At 70.5% G+C, this 14,888-nt stretch carries 16 protein-coding genes; 10 read left to right on the forward strand and 6 right to left on the reverse strand.

Annotated features, from left to right (window positions below; translation table 11 throughout):
• Positions 1-23 precede the first annotated feature (23 nt).
• On the forward strand, positions 24-845 hold the full coding sequence (locus KIS93_RS04140) for a WXG100 family type VII secretion target (protein ID WP_186403650.1): 822 nt from the start codon (positions 24-26) through the stop codon (positions 843-845).
• A 248-nt stretch (positions 846-1,093) separates the two neighbouring features.
• On the opposite strand, the gene KIS93_RS67255 is transcribed toward KIS93_RS04140, so the two are convergent.
• Positions 1,094-1,228 carry a hypothetical protein gene (locus KIS93_RS67255; RefSeq protein ID WP_281261943.1) on the reverse strand — a complete coding sequence of 45 codons (135 nt, stop codon included), beginning with the start codon at positions 1,226-1,228 and terminating at the stop codon, positions 1,094-1,096.
• 67 nt (positions 1,229-1,295) lie between these two features.
• Positions 1,296-2,762 carry an FAD-dependent monooxygenase gene (locus tag KIS93_RS04145; protein WP_186403651.1) on the reverse strand — a complete coding sequence of 489 codons (1,467 nt, stop codon included), beginning with the start codon at positions 2,760-2,762 and terminating at the stop codon, positions 1,296-1,298.
• Positions 2,763-2,863: 101 nt separating this feature from the next.
• Here KIS93_RS04145 and KIS93_RS04150 point away from each other — a divergent pair, with 101 nt between their 5' ends.
• The 3 genes from KIS93_RS04150 (at position 2,864) to KIS93_RS04160 (ending at position 4,967) form a co-directional block, all read left to right on the forward strand.
• Complete coding sequence (locus KIS93_RS04150; protein WP_186403652.1) at positions 2,864-3,505, forward strand: TetR/AcrR family transcriptional regulator; 642 nt, start codon at positions 2,864-2,866, stop codon at positions 3,503-3,505.
• A gap of 237 nt (positions 3,506-3,742) precedes the next feature.
• The gene (locus KIS93_RS04155) at positions 3,743-4,708 is read left to right on the forward strand and encodes an IclR family transcriptional regulator (protein WP_186403653.1); all 966 of its coding nucleotides are present in this window, start codon (positions 3,743-3,745) and stop codon (positions 4,706-4,708) included.
• Between the two features lie 49 nt (positions 4,709-4,757).
• Positions 4,758-4,967, forward strand: coding sequence for a hypothetical protein (locus tag KIS93_RS04160; RefSeq protein WP_186403654.1), 210 nt, complete (start codon positions 4,758-4,760; stop codon positions 4,965-4,967).
• 15 nt (positions 4,968-4,982) lie between these two features.
• On the opposite strand, the gene KIS93_RS04165 is transcribed toward KIS93_RS04160, so the two are convergent.
• On the reverse strand, positions 4,983-5,987 hold the full coding sequence (locus KIS93_RS04165; RefSeq protein ID WP_186403655.1) for a GlxA family transcriptional regulator: 1,005 nt from the start codon (positions 5,985-5,987) through the stop codon (positions 4,983-4,985).
• Positions 5,988-6,087: 100 nt separating this feature from the next.
• Between KIS93_RS04165 and KIS93_RS04170 the strand changes: the two genes are divergently transcribed.
• The 3 genes from KIS93_RS04170 (at position 6,088) to KIS93_RS04180 (ending at position 9,250) form a co-directional block, all read left to right on the forward strand.
• Positions 6,088-7,047: an NADP-dependent oxidoreductase gene (locus KIS93_RS04170; RefSeq protein ID WP_186403656.1), complete on the forward strand. Its 960-nt coding sequence runs from the start codon at positions 6,088-6,090 to the stop codon at positions 7,045-7,047.
• Between the two features lie 466 nt (positions 7,048-7,513).
• The gene (locus tag KIS93_RS04175; protein WP_186403657.1) at positions 7,514-8,437 is read left to right on the forward strand and encodes an NAD(P)H-binding protein; all 924 of its coding nucleotides are present in this window, start codon (positions 7,514-7,516) and stop codon (positions 8,435-8,437) included.
• Positions 8,438-8,512: 75 nt separating this feature from the next.
• Positions 8,513-9,250 carry an aminoglycoside phosphotransferase family protein gene (locus KIS93_RS04180; RefSeq protein ID WP_186403658.1) on the forward strand — a complete coding sequence of 246 codons (738 nt, stop codon included), beginning with the start codon at positions 8,513-8,515 and terminating at the stop codon, positions 9,248-9,250.
• A 1,027-nt stretch (positions 9,251-10,277) separates the two neighbouring features.
• Here KIS93_RS04180 and KIS93_RS04185 read toward each other — a convergent pair.
• Both KIS93_RS04185 and KIS93_RS04190 read right to left on the reverse strand, forming a co-directional pair.
• Positions 10,278-10,565 (reverse strand): hypothetical protein, encoded by a 288-nt coding sequence (locus KIS93_RS04185; protein ID WP_186403659.1) that lies wholly within the window; start codon positions 10,563-10,565, stop codon positions 10,278-10,280.
• A 23-nt stretch (positions 10,566-10,588) separates the two neighbouring features.
• On the reverse strand, positions 10,589-11,008 hold the full coding sequence (locus KIS93_RS04190) for an RNA polymerase sigma factor (protein ID WP_246005174.1): 420 nt from the start codon (positions 11,006-11,008) through the stop codon (positions 10,589-10,591).
• Positions 11,009-11,704: 696 nt separating this feature from the next.
• Between KIS93_RS04190 and KIS93_RS04195 the strand changes: the two genes are divergently transcribed.
• The 3 genes from KIS93_RS04195 to KIS93_RS04205 are packed head-to-tail and all read left to right on the forward strand — an operon-like array spanning position 11,705 to position 14,116.
• The gene (locus KIS93_RS04195) at positions 11,705-13,081 is read left to right on the forward strand and encodes a hypothetical protein (protein WP_186403660.1); all 1,377 of its coding nucleotides are present in this window, start codon (positions 11,705-11,707) and stop codon (positions 13,079-13,081) included.
• 29 nt (positions 13,082-13,110) lie between these two features.
• A complete protein-coding gene (locus tag KIS93_RS04200) occupies positions 13,111-13,494 on the forward strand; it encodes a DoxX family protein (protein ID WP_186403661.1) in 384 nt (127 codons plus the stop codon).
• Between the two features lie 58 nt (positions 13,495-13,552).
• Positions 13,553-14,116 carry a TetR family transcriptional regulator gene (locus tag KIS93_RS04205; protein ID WP_186403662.1) on the forward strand — a complete coding sequence of 188 codons (564 nt, stop codon included), beginning with the start codon at positions 13,553-13,555 and terminating at the stop codon, positions 14,114-14,116.
• Between the two features lie 108 nt (positions 14,117-14,224).
• Here the strand turns inward: KIS93_RS04205 and KIS93_RS04210 are convergent, their stop codons facing one another.
• On the reverse strand, positions 14,225-14,761 hold the full coding sequence (locus tag KIS93_RS04210; protein ID WP_186403663.1) for a hypothetical protein: 537 nt from the start codon (positions 14,759-14,761) through the stop codon (positions 14,225-14,227).
• Positions 14,762-14,888: the final 127 nt, after the last annotated feature.

Raw genomic sequence — 14,888 nt, forward strand, 5'->3', positions numbered from 1 at the left:
GTTCGGCATTCCGGAGCAGTGAGATGGAAAGCTATCAGGGGGATCTGCAGCTCTTCATCGGGGCTGTCGTGACCATCACGTCCCTGTCAGGCGTGATGCCATACGTGCTGCCGATCGCCGGCCTCATGTCGACGCTGATCGCCGACCCTGCAGAGCAGCATCGGGCAGCCACCCAATGGCTCGACGAGACCCCGATCGACATCGGCCCCGAGTACGGCCCTACAACACCGTCAGCACCGGCCGTGCACGCCGATGGCGTCAGCGACCTGACCTATGTGCGCAACGAACTGAAGCGACTCAGCAAGCAGATCGGCGAGTCCGAGGACTGGCAAGGACGCGCCTACACCTCGTTCCTCGACAAGGTCGCGGAATTCGACGGTCACCTGCAAACACTCGAGAACAACAGGTCCGGCTGCGGGCACACCCTCAAATGCTCCGCAACGGCCTTTCACGCGCTGATGGGGGTCTGCGTCGCCCTCGCCGGAATTCTGGGAGCGCTGGCGGCGTTCCTCATCGTGGCGCGGTCCACGCCGGCCGGTCCGGCGGTTGAGGCGAAGGCGATAGGTATCGTGGTGCGTTTGCACCGATTGTTGTCGAGCGTGGTCAAAAATCACTGGAAACTGGTGCGGAGGGTCGGCCTCATCCTGACGAGCGCGGGTGTGACGCTCAACCAGCTCACCCGAGACCTGCCGCTGGTGAAGCCGGTATCGGCCGCCAGGCCCGACCTGCTCGAGGCCCGCGCCATCTGGGACCCCGCACAAGCGGACATCGTCGACGATCCACAGGCCGCCTTCGACCCCAGCGCGATCAAGTCGCCGAGCCCTCTGCCCGAGCTCGGCTGGTAGGACTCGCGAGGCCATCACCATCACCTGCGCCACCGGGCTCTTCGCCAGGCCGCCGGACGCACCGGTCGCCCGGACCGCACGCCGCAGGCCCCTTGCCCGCACCTCAAAAGGGCGCCGGGGTGCGAAAGGCAGTCCGGTACGCGTCATCAGCGCCGCCGCGGTCGCCAGCAGGGGCAGGCCCGCCACTACGGCGATCATGAAGGGCCCCGGTATGGCGATGGTGACAGGATCCCCCGCCCCATAGGTCGTCATCGCCGGCCCAGCGCCACACCCGTCACCACGCCCGCGGCCAGCTCCACCAGCGTGCCGAGCCCCGAGATGCAGAGGGCCTGACCGGCCACGATCATCCGTAACGTCCCGCGCGCGGCGCCGATGCCCATCATCGTCGAGCACTCATGAGGCCCGCGGGGCTGGAATGCGGAGGATTCCCGGCATGCCGCTTCTTCCTTGCTAGCGGGACAACCATTGGGCGAGCGCCGTGCTGATCTGCTCTCCGCTCGGGAAGGTCCCCGTCCAGGCGGTATAGCCGTCGGGTCGTACCAGGATGGTGGTGGCCTTGCCCAGCAGCAGCGGGCGGGAGGAGCGCAGGACGCGTAGCCGGTCGGGCCAGGGGTCGTCGCCGGGCGGGAGGCTCTGCGTGGTGTCGAGGAGGACGAAGCGGCCGTCGCCGAGATGCTCGTAGAGGCGGCTCGCCCTGTCGTCCAAGGTGAGCGCCAGGTCGGGGACGCGGGTGCCGGCGAGCGGCGTTGCGGTGGCCGGGCCGGGGGTGGGGTAGGTGACGGCCATGCCGGCGAACATCAGCCGGAGCCGTTCGGAGACCCGCGGATGGTTGACGATCTTCGGGAAGAGGTAGGGGCGGACCGCCCGGACGGCCGGCGGTGCTTCGGCGACGCGGCGCAGGGTGTCGGTCAGGCGCAGAACCTGGCGGCCGACCGGGTGGCGTTCAGGCTGATAGGTGTCCAGCAGCCAGGACGGCGCCCATCCCCGGTCGGCGGCGGCCAGCTTCCAGGACAGGTTGGCGGCGTCCTGGATGCCGGTGCTCATCCCCATGGCGCCGAGCGGTGAGTGCACATGGGCGGCATCCCCGGCCAGGAAGACCCGGCCGACGCGGTAGTCGCTGGCCTGGCGGCGCTCGCTCAGGAACCGGGTGGACCAGCGCATCTCGGCCACGCCGAGGTCCCGGCCGGTGATCCGCAGCATCGCATCGCGGACCTCCTCGATGGCCACCGGCCGCTCGATGGGGATGCCCTGGCCGGTGCGGTCCCAGATCGTCGCACGGTACCAGCCGCCGCCGTAGGGGGGCAGGAGCACGACGCCGTCGTCGCCCATGAACGGGTTGACCGCCAGCGGCAGGTCGGCTTCGAGCCGGACATCGGCGAGCAGGATGCGGGTGTCGTAGGCGCGCCCGCTGAACCCCACCCCCAGCAGCCGCCGCACCGCGCTGTGCGCCCCGTCACACCCCACTACGTAGCCGGCCCGCTCGGTACGGCCGCCGGCGAGGGTGAGCGTCACCCCGGCACCGTCCTGCGCCAGACCGGTGACCTCCGCCCCACGGACGATCTCCACGCCGAGCCCGCGGGCCCGCTCCTCCAGCGCCGCCTCGGTGCGGGCCTGACCCAGGATGATCAGATAGGGGAAACGGCTGTCCGGGTGACGCACGTTGAAGACGACCCCTTCACCCTTCACACCTTTGACGTGCGGTCGCACCTCGTCGACTTTGAGACCTTCGGCGACCAGCTTGTCGGCCAGGCCACGCATGTCGAGCAACTCCAGAGTGCGAGCGTGGATGGCGAAGGCCCTGGTCAGATTGGACTCCTCTGCCCGGCGCTCGAGGACCTTGACCGGAATGCCGGCGGCGGCCAGGTCTCCGGCTAGCATCAGCCCGGTGGGACCGGCCCCCACGACGATGACGCTCACAACGCCTCCATGAGATACTCAGAGTTCCGGTACTACAAGTACCGGTTGCTGTATTGGTACTCTCAGTACCGGATAGTTGTCAATGGGCGTGGGGGTGACCGATGCCGGCCAGTCGTGGAGGACGCAGGCCCGATCCCGAGGTCGACGAGGCCATCAGGCAGGCCATGGCCGAGCTGCTCTTCGAGCGCGGCCTGGACATGACGTTCGACGATGTGGCGGCACGTGCCGGGGTGGGGCGCACCACGGTGTTCCGCCGCTTCCCGACGAAACGCGAGCTGCTGGTCGAGGCGTTCTCCCAGGTCAGTCTCAAGCGCTTTCATCTGCCTGACACCGGCTCCATCCGCGACGACCTGTGCGAGCTGCTGACGGTCATCATGCGGGAGTTCGGCAGGCCGGAGCTGCGCATGCTGCTCAGGCAGGGGCTGGGCGAGGCCTGCCGCGACCCGGACTTCACCGGATTGTTCCGCGACGTCATGAAGCGCCGCCTGGAGCTGATCTCCTCGCTGGTGGAGCGGGGGATCGAACGCGGCACGTTCCCGCCGGGCACCGACGCCAGGCTGATCGCGGACCTGATCTCGGGAGTCATCTCCATCCGCGTCGCCGACGGCAGTCCCCTGCCCGGCGCCGACGAGATCTCCGCCCTGGTCGACGGCCTGCTCCACGGCTTCGCCACCGCGCAGGGCTCGGAGGCGATTTCCGGTCGGGTGACTGATTCGGCCCGCCGCCTCCGGCCTCTATCGTGACAAGACCGATGGACCGCATCGATGCCGCCGTACGGGCCGGGCACCGGCGACTCCCTCGCCTTCCCCCATCACGATGGGAGCGTGACGTGCGTCTTCCGCCTGCCGAAGTGTTCGACCGGACCAGCACGACGAAGGTACCGGCCCGTACACCGGCGCTCTTGAGCGGAACGATCGCGCGGCCCGTCGTGACGGGCCAGGCTCGGGAATGAGGGTGTCCCCATGGGAAAAGCACCGCCCATGTACCCCACCAATGCCCTCGATCGCGGTCTCCGGCTAATCCAGCTCGTCCGCGACGAGGGCGACATCCGCGTGAAGGAGGCGGCGCGGGAGCTGGGCATCGCCACCTCCAGCGCGCACCGGCTGCTCCAGGCGCTGGTGTACCGCGACTTCCTGGTCCAGGACGAGACGCACGCCTACGTCCCCGGGCCCGCCATGTCCGCCGGGGCGGCCGGCCTGAGCTGGAGCCGCGACCTGCGCCGGATCGCCACGCCGCACATGATCCGGCTCAGCCGGCGCGTCGGCAACTCGATCAACCTGGCCGTCCACGCCCAGCACGACATCCGCGTCCTGTCCAGCGCGACCGTGCCCGGCGGCACCCACGACTGGCGGGGATCCATCCTGCCCGCGCACAGGACCGCGGGAGGCAAGGCGATCCTGTCGGCTCTCCCTGACCCGGCGCTCGAACGGCTGTACCTCGGCGTGGATCACAGCGCGGGCGTCTCGACGGCGGAGTTCGACCGGCTCATGAACGGCGTCACCTGGGCGAGAAGCACCGGCTGGTCCATCTCCAAGGGCGAGTGCGAGAAGACGATCACCGCCGTCGGCACCCCCATCCAGCACCGCTCCGGCCGCACGCTCGGCGCCATGACCATCACCACGCACGGCCCGCGAGCCTGGTGGGGCCTGGCCTGGACAGGACCCTCCGGCACCTGCAGCACGCCCGCGCCCGCATCGAGGCGGACCTCGACGATCTTCTGGGATCGGCCGTATCCGTCATGTGACTGGTCTCCGGAATCAGGGGCGCATCCGATGGACCGGGGGTGTGGCCGTCTGCATCATTGCTTCCACGTCCGAAGCCACATGATCTTCGACGCCGAATCCGGAAGGCACCCACATGATCCTCTCCACGACGGTCCGCGCTCTGACACTGGGCATCACGACGGCTGCCCTGGCCCTGGCCGTCGCGGCGTGCGGCAGTGGTGATGCCGCTGGTGACGCCGGCGGTACCGGCGCGCCTGACAAGGCCGGGCTCGTGGGCAAGCTGACCGCCGACGAGAACTTCAAGGGGCTGCCGGGGGACCTGACCGACTGCATGGCAGAGGTCGCGCTCAAGTTCGGCGACCAGGACGACCTGCAGTCCTACATGGCGGGGAAGATCACGCTGGAGCAGGTCAAGGGCTTGGGCAAGGACGACAAGGCGGCCGAGGCCGAAGCCGAGAAGTGCACGAACCTCGGGGGCTGAGCCGCCGGGCTTGCCTCACCCTCCGCTGTCAGGACGCCCTCTCACCGCCGGGGTGACGCGCTCGGGTGAAGGGAAGCTGCGGCGATAGGCGGCGGGCGAGATGCCGACGATCGTCCGGAAATGTTGCCGGAAGGACGACGGGCCGCCAAAGCCGCTCCTGTCGCCTACCTGGTCGATCGTCAGGTCGGTGGTCTCCAGCAGGCGGCGGGCGCGCTCCACCCGCTGCCTGGTCAGCCACTGCCCGGCGGTCATCCCGACCTCCTGCCGGAAGCGGCGGGTGAAGGTGCGCACGCTCGTTCGCGCATGGGCGGCGAGCTGGGCCAGGGTCAGGGGCTGTTCGAGCTGCTCCAGCGCCCAGGCCCGGGTGCCGGCGGTGGTGGCCTGCGCCGCTTCGGGGATGGGCCGCTCGACGTACTGCGCCTGCCCGCCGTCCCGCCAGGGCGGCACGACGCAGCCGCGGGCCGCGCGGTTGGCGGCCTCGCTGCCGTGGTCCAGCCGGACCAGGTGCAGGCACAGGTCCACCCCGGCGGCGGCGCCCGCGGAGGTGAGCACGTCGCCGTCATCGACGAACAGCACACTCGGATCGACCCTGACCTGGGGGAACGTCCGCTGGAAGGCCTCCGCCTCGCGCCAGTGGGTGGTCGCCGGACGGCCGTCCAGCAGACCGGCGGCGGCCAGCACGTACGCGCCCGTGCAGATCGACACGATGCGGCCGCCTGGCCGGATGCGCGACAGCGCCCCGGCCACGGGCTCAGGCAACCGGCCGTGCTCGCGCACCGGCCCCAGAGCGGTGAACGGAGGGATCACCACGGTGTCGGCGCCGTCGAGGGCCCCGGCGTCATACGCGGCGCCGATCGCGAAGCCCTCGCTGCTGACCACAGGCTTTCCGTCCACCGTGCAAACGATCACCTCGTAGAGCGGCTCCCCGCTCGCCCCCGTGGCCTCGCCGAAGATGCGGGACGCAATGCCCAGCTCGAACGGGATGACGCCGTCGAGCGCGAGAACGACCACACGATGCATGGCCAGATCCTGGCACAAAGTGACCTTCCGGCCAATGGTGGTCGCTCCCCTCCGGCGGCAGGCTGGCGGCGTCCTGCACACCGAGAGGGGCACATCGAACATGAACGACACGACCGCGCGGATGCGGGCCATCGTCGTGGCGGCCTGGGGAGGCGCGGAAGGCCTGCGCGAGACCGAGCTTCCCCGGCCCACGCCGGGGCCCGGCGAGATCCTGGTGCGCGTGCACGCGGCCGGAGTCAACGCGACCGACTGGAAACAGCGCACCAGTGGCGGCCTCGGCTTGTGGGCCGACCCACCCATCGTCGGATGGGACGTCTCCGGGAGGGTCGAGGCCACGGGCCTGGGCGTGACGCTGTTCCGGCAGGGCGACGAGGTCTTCGGCATGCCCCGCTTCCCCCACCAGGCCGGGGCGTACGCCGAGTACGTGGCGGCTCCCGCCCGGCACTTCACCCGCAAACCACCGCAGATCGACCACATCCACGCGGCGGCCCTGCCTCTCGTCTCGCTGACGGCCTGGCAGGCTCTCTTCGACACCGCACGGCTCCAGCCGGGACAGCGGGTTCTGATCCACGCCGCCGCCGGCGGTTTCGGGCACATCGCCGTCCAGATCGCCAAGACACACGGCGCCCACGTCGTCGCCACCGCACGCCGGCACAAGCATGCGTTCCTGCGCGGACTCGGCGCCGATCACCTCATCGACTACACCATCACGGACTTCACCACCGCCGTCCGGGACGTGGACATCGTGCTCGACCCCGTCGGCGGCGACTACGGACTCCGGTCCCTGGACGTGCTGCGCAAGGGGGGAACACTGGTCTCGCTCGCCTCACCGGCCGACGACGCACTGAAACCGCACGCCGCGGCCCTCGGGCTGCATGCCGGTTTCATGCTGGTCGAGCCCGACAACGCCGCCCTGGCCGCCGTCGCGGACCTGGCCGCCACGGGACGGCTGCACGCCGCGGTCGAGCGCGTCTTCCCTTTGTCGGAGGCGGCCACCGCGCACCGGCTGGGCGAGACCGGCCGCACCACCGGCAAGATCGTGCTGCGGGTCCTGGAATGACCCGCCCGGCGAGACTCCACCGGAGCAGGCGATGACGAGCCTTGAGGAGTTCTCCCCGTGCACCTCCGGCTGCACTGGTCTCCCTACGAGCTGACCAGGTGCGCGAGGCTGCGGGACAGCACGGTCGGCACCCGCTCGATCTACGGCGGCTACAAGTTGCCTCCGCCGTTCCCCGCGCCGGCGTCAGGCGTGCTCACCGCAGGAGACTTTGACGATCTCGATCCTGGCGTCTGGGTGCCACGGCGATCCGCACGCGCGGCATCCGGAGAAGAACCCCTCGGCGAATCCGGCCCCCATCAGGTGACATCGCCCAGCGCGCTCCTGACCCTAGCCGAGATGACCACGGTGACCTGGGAGGTTACCGCCGTGTTCGTGACAGACACGAAAGTGCCTCCTTACGCCCTGCGTGAAGACCCGCGCATACTCCACCTGTCCGCGCGGGATCAACACAAAGGAGTGTCCCCAGATGATTCTCGTCACCGGTGTTTCCGGAGCTCTCGGCGGCCTGGTCCTGGACGGCCTGTCCGCCGCCGGCGGGATGGAGGTGGTGGCCGGCACCAGCTCCGCCACCCGTACGGCGGCGCGCCGCGTCGACTTCGACGACCCGGCGACCCTGGCCGGCGGGTTCGCCGGGGTGGACGTGCTGGTGTTCGTCTCGGCCGGGTACGCCGAGGACGACGTGGTGCTCGCCCGCCACGGGGCCGTGGTCGCGGCGGCGGCAGCGGCGGGCGTCCGGCACGTGATCTACACCAGCCTGGCGGGCTCGGGCGACTTGATGACCCTCGCGTTGTCACATCGCTGGACCGAGGCCCGCCTGGCCGCCGCCCCGTTCGACGTGACCGTCCTGCGCAACGGCTTCTACGCCGACGTGCCGGTCGGCCTGGCCGCGGCGGGAGCGGGATCCGCCGCGGCCACGGGGGTCTTCGCGGCGGCGTTCGGCAACGGCAGGGTGTCGGTGGTGGCCAAGGAGGACCTCGCGGACGTGGCCGTACGCGTGGCGGCCGAGACCCAGCACGACCTCGACGCGGGCGGGCGCAGCCGGCACGCGGGCAAGGTCTACGAGCTCGAGGGTGTCACCGCGATCGGCGGCCACGACATCGCCGGGGTGCTGAGCACGGCGCTGGGCCGCAGGGTCGAATACCGGCCCGTCTCCCTGGAGGAGACCCGCAAGGCGCTGGAGGGCAGCGGCCTGGAGCCCTACCAGATCGGGCACTCGGTGTCGCTTTTCGCCAACGCCGGCGCGGGCGTCCTCGAAGCTCGCGGCACCGATCTGACCAGCCTGCTCACCACGAAGCCCCGCCCCGTCCACGACCTCATCGTCAAGGCCGTCGAAGCGGGCGGCTACCGCTCCCGCTCGGTCGATGCCCGCTCCACCGGTACCGGGGGCTGACGCCCCGGTATCGGCGTGCCAGGTGGGCGTTTAACCCGTTGTGGCGTCGGCGATCATCTCCCGATAATGGCCGGCATGGAGGAGATCGAGGTCGTCGTCGCCCATAGCGAGCGAGCGACCCTGCGTGTCGGTGATGTGTTTCTGAAGATCGACGTCGATCAGACGCGCACCGACGTCGAGGTCAGGGCGATGGCCCTGGCGCCGATCCCGACTCCGCAGGTCCTGTGGCGCAAGCCGCCCGTGCTGGCGCTCGCCGCCCTGCCCGGGACGGCACTGGGCAACCTCGGTGAGCCGTCGCCCGCGGCACCGGCGGCGTGGGCCGCGGCGGGTGCGGCCGTGCGGACCCTACACGACGCGCCCCTGCCGCCATGGCCCGGCCGGCGCCTCGACGAGATCGCCTCGCGCCTCCATGACGAGTGCGCGTGGCTCGTCACGAACGGCGTCCTTCCCAAGGACGTCGTGACTCGTAACCGCCAGGTTGCCGAGGCTGCGTTGCGGCCGTGGAAACCGGTGTTCATGCACGGCGACCTGCAGATCACCCACGTGTTCGTCGAGGATGACGAAATCACCGGTGTGATCGACTGGTCCGAGGCGGCTCAGGGCGACGCCATGTACGACCTCGCCGTCCTGACGCTAGGACACGAGGAGCACCTCAACGATCTGGTGACCGGCTACGGCACCCACGTTGACCTCGACGTGATCCGTGGGTGGTGGTCGTGGCGAAGTCTGGTGGCGGCCCGCTGGCTGATCGAGAACGGCTTCGATCCGTCCCTGCCAGGCTGCGAGTTCGACGTGCTGCGAGCCCGGATGTGAGGTCCGCACGTGTGCCCGGGTACGCGCCCGCGACCGGGCACCGAGGTGGACGCGAAGTCCGGCAGGCGGGTGATCGGACCGGCAAACGTTGCTGCTTGTCGCCAGCGAATCACTCTGCCGCAGCACGGAGCCTACGTGTCCCCGCGAGACCAGAGCTGGGCGCGTCGGTCACAGGCGGTCCAGTGTGTTGCGCGTGTGCCGAGCCACGCGCCCCTTCCTCCTCGGCGACCGGGCACATGGCAAGGACGAACAGGTGGCGGGGCACGGCGCGCACGACGTCGATGACGGCTGGGCTGATGTCGCCGGCTTGCCCGGGTGCGAACGCGACGATGAGGCGTTCGGGGGTGACGGTCACTGTCCGTCCTTTCCCTTTGGCGTGGTTGCCCTGGGGTTCCTGTCGCTGGTCGTCGGTGCTGCCCGTTCCGCCTTCGGTCCCGTCGACCTCCTTGTCCCGGGGTTGTTGGGGTCTTCGTGTCGTCCCCTGGTGTCTCCTGTCGTGGTGTAGGGGCGCGGTCCGGCACGGGGCTTGTAGGGAGGTGGTGGACTCCGGAAGGGGTGAGGGGCCCGCCGCCGCGCCTGCTCACTCATCGAACACCTCAGCGGTGGTGCGGGGCACGGCGACGAGCTCCCGGCTGCGGCCGTTGAGCGCGTCGAGGATGCCGGCCAGTTCGGTGGCGAGCGCCGGGCCGAGGTCGCGGGTCAGGCGGCGGCCGTCCTGGTAGCTGCGGTTGATCCGGGCGACCGGCGGATGGGCGCCGAAGTAGCGGATGAACAGTTCGATCTCGACGCCGTCGACGCGCCAGGAGGGCGAGCTGGGCGGCGTGGCCGGGCTGGTCGCCGGGCCGGTGTCAGGATCGGCCCCAAGGCACGTCGCATCGGGGCGTGGGAGCGAAGGTTGCGGTCATGGTCACGCCTTTCCGTGACGTTGGTGTGCGGCGCACGACGGACCGGCGCACCAAGGCTTGGGATGCGGCGGCGGACGCCTGGGACGGGGTCACGCTGCCGCGCCTGCTCGAAGGGGCCGGGCTCATGTCTCCTCCGCGGGGGACGTGTTGCCCAACAGGGAGACCTGCCAGGCCAGCGCGGTCGTGAGGGTGGCATCGTTCGGCCGCTCAACAAGGGCGAGCACACCGGCAGTCTTCAGCTCAGGCATGATGGCGCGTAACAGCACGGCCACCCACCACTCCCGGTACTCTTCGTCGCGGTGCCGTTCCATGTGCCGGCCGGCGTAGACCGCGCGAAGCTCGACCAGCCTGCGGACCGCCCGCCACTCGCGGGCCGCCCCCAAGCGCGCCGCGAACGCCGCCCGCGCCACCGCCCGCTGGATGTCCCCAACGCTCAGCCGCCGGGCAGGATGGCGAGCGCCTTGGCCAGGTGCGGCTGCATGCGCTCGGCGGCGACGGAGGTGACGACCCGGTCCTCGTGGCCTTCCACGACAGGCTCGGGGCCCAGCTTGGCCAGCGCCTTGTAGTGGCGGGTCTCCTTGCGGCGGTGCCTGGCGATCAGATTGGTGGCGATGCCGAACAGCCAGGGCCGCAGGTCTCCGCGTTCCGGTTCGTAGCGGTCGCGCCGGTCGAAGGCCAGCAGGAACGTCTCGGCGGCGAGGTCCTCGGCGATCTGCGTGTCCAGGCGGCCGGCGACGTACAGGTAGATGTCGCGGTAGTAGCGGTCGTGGACGGCGGTGAACAGGTCGGGGTCGCGCCGGTACCGGGCGGCGAGCTCGGCGTCGGTCACCTGTTCGCTCACGTCGGCGCTCACGTTCTTGTCTTCGGCATCAGGTCGGCTTTCCGGTCGGCGGTCACGATCATCCATCCTTCGCCGCAAGCCGGAATCGCCTTCCCGCGGGATCCGATAGGGAAGAAGGCTGGGCCAGCCGACCAGGAGGAACCCCGTTAACGCCGCGTCCCAGTTGGGAAGCCGAGCGCCGGTCCACAACTCTGTCACCCATAGTGACGGGGCCTGCTCTTCTCGAATCCATGCTTTCGAGACCCGGCCCGGGCGCACCTCGGCAGCGGCACCCCCGAGGAACTCATCTGGTCCGACCGGCGTACCGGAGCCACGATGGGCCGCGACAGCCTGGAGGACCTGCTGCGCCGCCTACCGCCGCACGGCATCCATCGCCGTCAGCTCACCCATTACCGGGCCGACCGCACACACGGCGCAGAGCCGTACGGTCAAGTACCTGTCCGTCTCCTGGAGGAGACCCGCAAAGTGCTGGAGGGCAGCGGCCTGAAGCCCTGCCAGATCGGTCGATGCTCGCTCCGCCGCGAACGGGGGCTGTCCGCCCGGCATCGCAAGAGACCGTACGCATGGGCCGCCCTTCGCAGGGCCAGTCACGTGACAGATGTGCGCCGGTACGCGGGGCGATTAGCGTCTGGCTGTCTGTCAGGCCCTGGCCGGGGCGCTCTCATCGCCGGTGCCCGCGCGGGCTTCCTGCCGACGATCGGACGCCACATGCTCGCCGACACCCGCACGGCCCTGCCCGCGCAACGCCGCGCCACTGCCCTCGCTGACCACCGTGCCTTCATGGTCCTGCTGGCCCTGGCCGCCGCGCTGCGGTTGGTGACGATGCTCGGCTACCGCCCCGCCACCCTCTACTGGTACGACTCCTTCACCTACCTCGACACCGCCGTGCACCCGGCCCCCTCGGCCACCTTCCACCCCATCGGCTACCCGCTGCTACTACGCGCCCTGCTGCCCTTCCACAACGTGGACCTGATCGCCGCCGTCCAGCACACCCTCGGCCTGGCCACCGCCATCCTGCTCTACGCGGTACTGCGCCGCCGATCGGCACCCGCCTGGCCGGCCACCACCGCCACCGCGCCGCTGCTGCTGGACGCCTCCTTCCTGCGCCTGGAACACGCGGTCCTGTCCGACACGCAGTTCATCTTTCTCATCACGGCCGCCCTGGCTGCGCTGCTGTGGAACCCGACACTGTCCTTGCGCGCCACCGCCACCGCGGGCCTGCTGTTCGCCGCCGCCACCCTGACTCGTACCATCGCGCTGCCGCTGCTCCTGCTCGTCGGCCTCGTCCTGGCCGCCCAGCGGGCCGGCTTGCGCCGCCTGACGGCGCTCACCGTGGCCGCCGCCCTGCCTCTGAGCGGCTACGCCACCTGGTACGCCGTCTGCCACGGCCGCTTCGCCATCAGCGGGGCCGACGGGGTCGCACTGTGGGCCCGCACCATGACCTTCGCCGACTGCGTTCGCATCCAGCCCCCGCCTGACCTGGCCGTCCTGTGCCCCAACGGCACCACGACCGACGCCGCCTCCGAATATGTCTGGGCCCCGCAGGCCTCACTCAACCGCCTGCCCGGTGACCGCTTCACCCACAACGGCCTGGCCCGCTCCTTCGCCATCCGCGCCATCCTCGCCCAGCCGCTGGACTACCTGGCCGACGTCGCCACCGACACCGCCATCGCCTTCTCCTGGACCCCGATCGCCCACCCCGTCCGCGTCACCCCCGCCTTCGGCTTTGGCCACGGCCACGGGGACCTGCCCGCCCAGCCGCTGATCGATAAGGTCACCCGCGAGTACGACCCCGACATTCGCGGCCAGAGCTCCGTCTCCCCGTACGCCGACCTTTTGATCGCCTACCAGTACGTCGCTTATCTGCGCGGTCCCCTCCTGGGCGCGATTCTGCTGCTCGGCGCCGCCGCCATCCGCCGCCCCCGCGTGGCCCTGCTGCCCTGGGTGGTGGCGATCGGCCTGCTCGTCGGCCCGGTCGCGGTCCTTGACTTCGACCATCGGTATGTGCTGCCGGTCATCCCGGTCGCCTGTCTGGCCGCCGGGCTCTTCCGTGCCATACCGTACCGTATGGTACGGTCTCGTTAGGTTGTCCGTCCTGTGATCCGAGGAGAGACATGTACGCCTTGTCCGGCCCCCTCTGGTACGCCCTGCCCGACCCCGTCTGGCCGGTCGTCGTCCTGGCCTTCATCCAGGCCGGCGACGCCGTCATGTGCATCAAGCCCATGCCGTTCATCGCCCAGTGCTTCGAGGACGTGAACTGGCCGCGGCGTTACTGGTGGATGATGCCGCCGCTGAAGTTCTCCGCCGCGGCCGGCCTGATCATCGGCATCTGGCTGCCGTACCTCGCCGCCCTCACCTGCGCCGCGCTCGTGCTGTACTTCATCATCGCCATTTCGATGCACATCATGGCCCGCGACTTCGGCCGCAACCTCTTCCTCAACGCCACCGGCATGCTCCTGATCTGCATCGCGACCGGCATCTACAGCTTCCTGCCATGAGGCCGGCCCGCGCCCGTGCACACCCGGGCCGGCCCGGCGCCTGTGCTACGTTCGCCCGATGAGCACGGCACGTGACCGGTGGCTGGACGAGGGGCTGAAGGTCCTCGCGGAAGAGGGTGCGGCAGGGGTCCGCATCGACCGGATCGCCGCCCGGCTGAAGCTGTCGAAGGGCTCCTTCCACCACCACTTCGACGGCGCCGAGGGATACAAGCAGGAGCTCCTCGCGCACGTCGAGCGCCTGTCACTCGAAACGCTCGACCGTGCCATCGCCGAGGCCGCCGGATCGACCGACGCCCGCGCCGTGCTCGCGCACCTGACGCGGCTCGTCCGCCCCGACGGCACCGGCCTCTACCGGCCCGAGCTCGAGATCGCCCTGCGGGCCTGGGCCACCTGGGACGCCGACGTACGCGCCGTGCAGACCCGCCTCGACGAGGCCCGGCTGGCCGCGCTGCAGCAGGTGTGGCGACCGGCCGTGGACAGCGACGAGGCGGCCAGGACCGCGGCCCTGCTGCCCTACCTGCTCGCGGTGGGCGCGACCGTCGTCTTCCCGCCCATCGACGCCGACCGGCTGCGCGGCCTCTACGAACTGCTGCTACCGCTTGTCCCGGACACCTCAGCGTAGACAGGCGAGCCGAGGCCGGCGCGGATCCGTACGGTGACCGGTCCTGCGCTCGGGCCCCAAGGTCAGCGGGTCAGAAGCGCGTGCCCGGCCGGCCCCTTCTCCCTGGTCCTACCGGCCCGGCCGGAACGCCAGCCACCTGCGCGAGGACGGGAGCCAGACCAGGACGAGCATGCAGGCCGCGCAGCCCGCGGCCGCGAACGACAGAACCGACCGGAGCACGACGACGCTCGCGCCGACGTCGTACACCCACAAGGCGATGACCGGCAGCGTGACGAGGGTGAGCGCCACGTGCGCCCCGCGCTGCCGGGTGGCCAGCAGCAGAGTCACCGCCAGCACGAACAGCCCGGCACTGGCAGTGACGTGGCCGCGCATGACGAGCTCGGTGTGGACCTCGGCCCGATGCAACTCGGCCACCAACGGCTCATACGCCAAATCGGCGGGTACCTGGCCCGGCCCGCCGATGATGGTGCCGGCCAGGGCGGCCACACCGGACAAGGCGGCCAGCGCGGCCAGGAGCCCGCTCGCGAGGATGGTCACCGGCTGCGCCGATTCCATCCGGTGTCTGGAGTGCGCCGGCCGCGCCGGGTCCGTCCGCTGCCTGGAGTACGCCGGTCTCGCCGGCGCCACGAAGCGATGAGTGGCCATCAAAGGGGTCTCTCCTTCGAGCACATAAGGGTTCACGGCAAGCCTGGCACCGGTGCCCGAGCGATCGAATCTGCCGCGCGACTGGCCCGCGCCGATCTGCGCCCATTGCCCTCTTGACGCGCCGATC

Source organism: [Actinomadura] parvosata subsp. kistnae, from assembly GCF_900323885.1.
GTDB lineage: Bacteria > Actinomycetota > Actinomycetes > Streptosporangiales > Streptosporangiaceae > Nonomuraea > Nonomuraea composti.

Excerpts from the sequence above, each read along its gene's own strand:
- KIS93_RS04140 (WP_186403650.1), top strand. The coding sequence starts at position 24 with ATGGAAAGCTATCAGGGGGATCTGCAGCTCTTCATCGGGGCTGTCGTG.
- KIS93_RS67255 (WP_281261943.1), bottom strand. The coding sequence starts at position 1,228 with ATGATGGGCATCGGCGCCGCGCGCGGGACGTTACGGATGATCGTGGCC.
- KIS93_RS04150 (WP_186403652.1), top strand. The coding sequence starts at position 2,864 with ATGCCGGCCAGTCGTGGAGGACGCAGGCCCGATCCCGAGGTCGACGAG.
- KIS93_RS04155 (WP_186403653.1), top strand. The coding sequence starts at position 3,743 with ATGTACCCCACCAATGCCCTCGATCGCGGTCTCCGGCTAATCCAGCTC.
- KIS93_RS04165 (WP_186403655.1), bottom strand. The coding sequence starts at position 5,987 with ATGCATCGTGTGGTCGTTCTCGCGCTCGACGGCGTCATCCCGTTCGAG.
- KIS93_RS04170 (WP_186403656.1), top strand. The coding sequence starts at position 6,088 with ATGAACGACACGACCGCGCGGATGCGGGCCATCGTCGTGGCGGCCTGG.
- KIS93_RS04175 (WP_186403657.1), top strand. The coding sequence starts at position 7,514 with ATGATTCTCGTCACCGGTGTTTCCGGAGCTCTCGGCGGCCTGGTCCTG.
- KIS93_RS04180 (WP_186403658.1), top strand. The coding sequence starts at position 8,513 with ATGGAGGAGATCGAGGTCGTCGTCGCCCATAGCGAGCGAGCGACCCTG.
- KIS93_RS04195 (WP_186403660.1), top strand. The coding sequence starts at position 11,705 with ATGCTCGCCGACACCCGCACGGCCCTGCCCGCGCAACGCCGCGCCACT.
- KIS93_RS04200 (WP_186403661.1), top strand. The coding sequence starts at position 13,111 with ATGTACGCCTTGTCCGGCCCCCTCTGGTACGCCCTGCCCGACCCCGTC.
- KIS93_RS04205 (WP_186403662.1), top strand. The coding sequence starts at position 13,553 with ATGAGCACGGCACGTGACCGGTGGCTGGACGAGGGGCTGAAGGTCCTC.
- KIS93_RS04210 (WP_186403663.1), bottom strand. The coding sequence starts at position 14,761 with ATGGCCACTCATCGCTTCGTGGCGCCGGCGAGACCGGCGTACTCCAGG.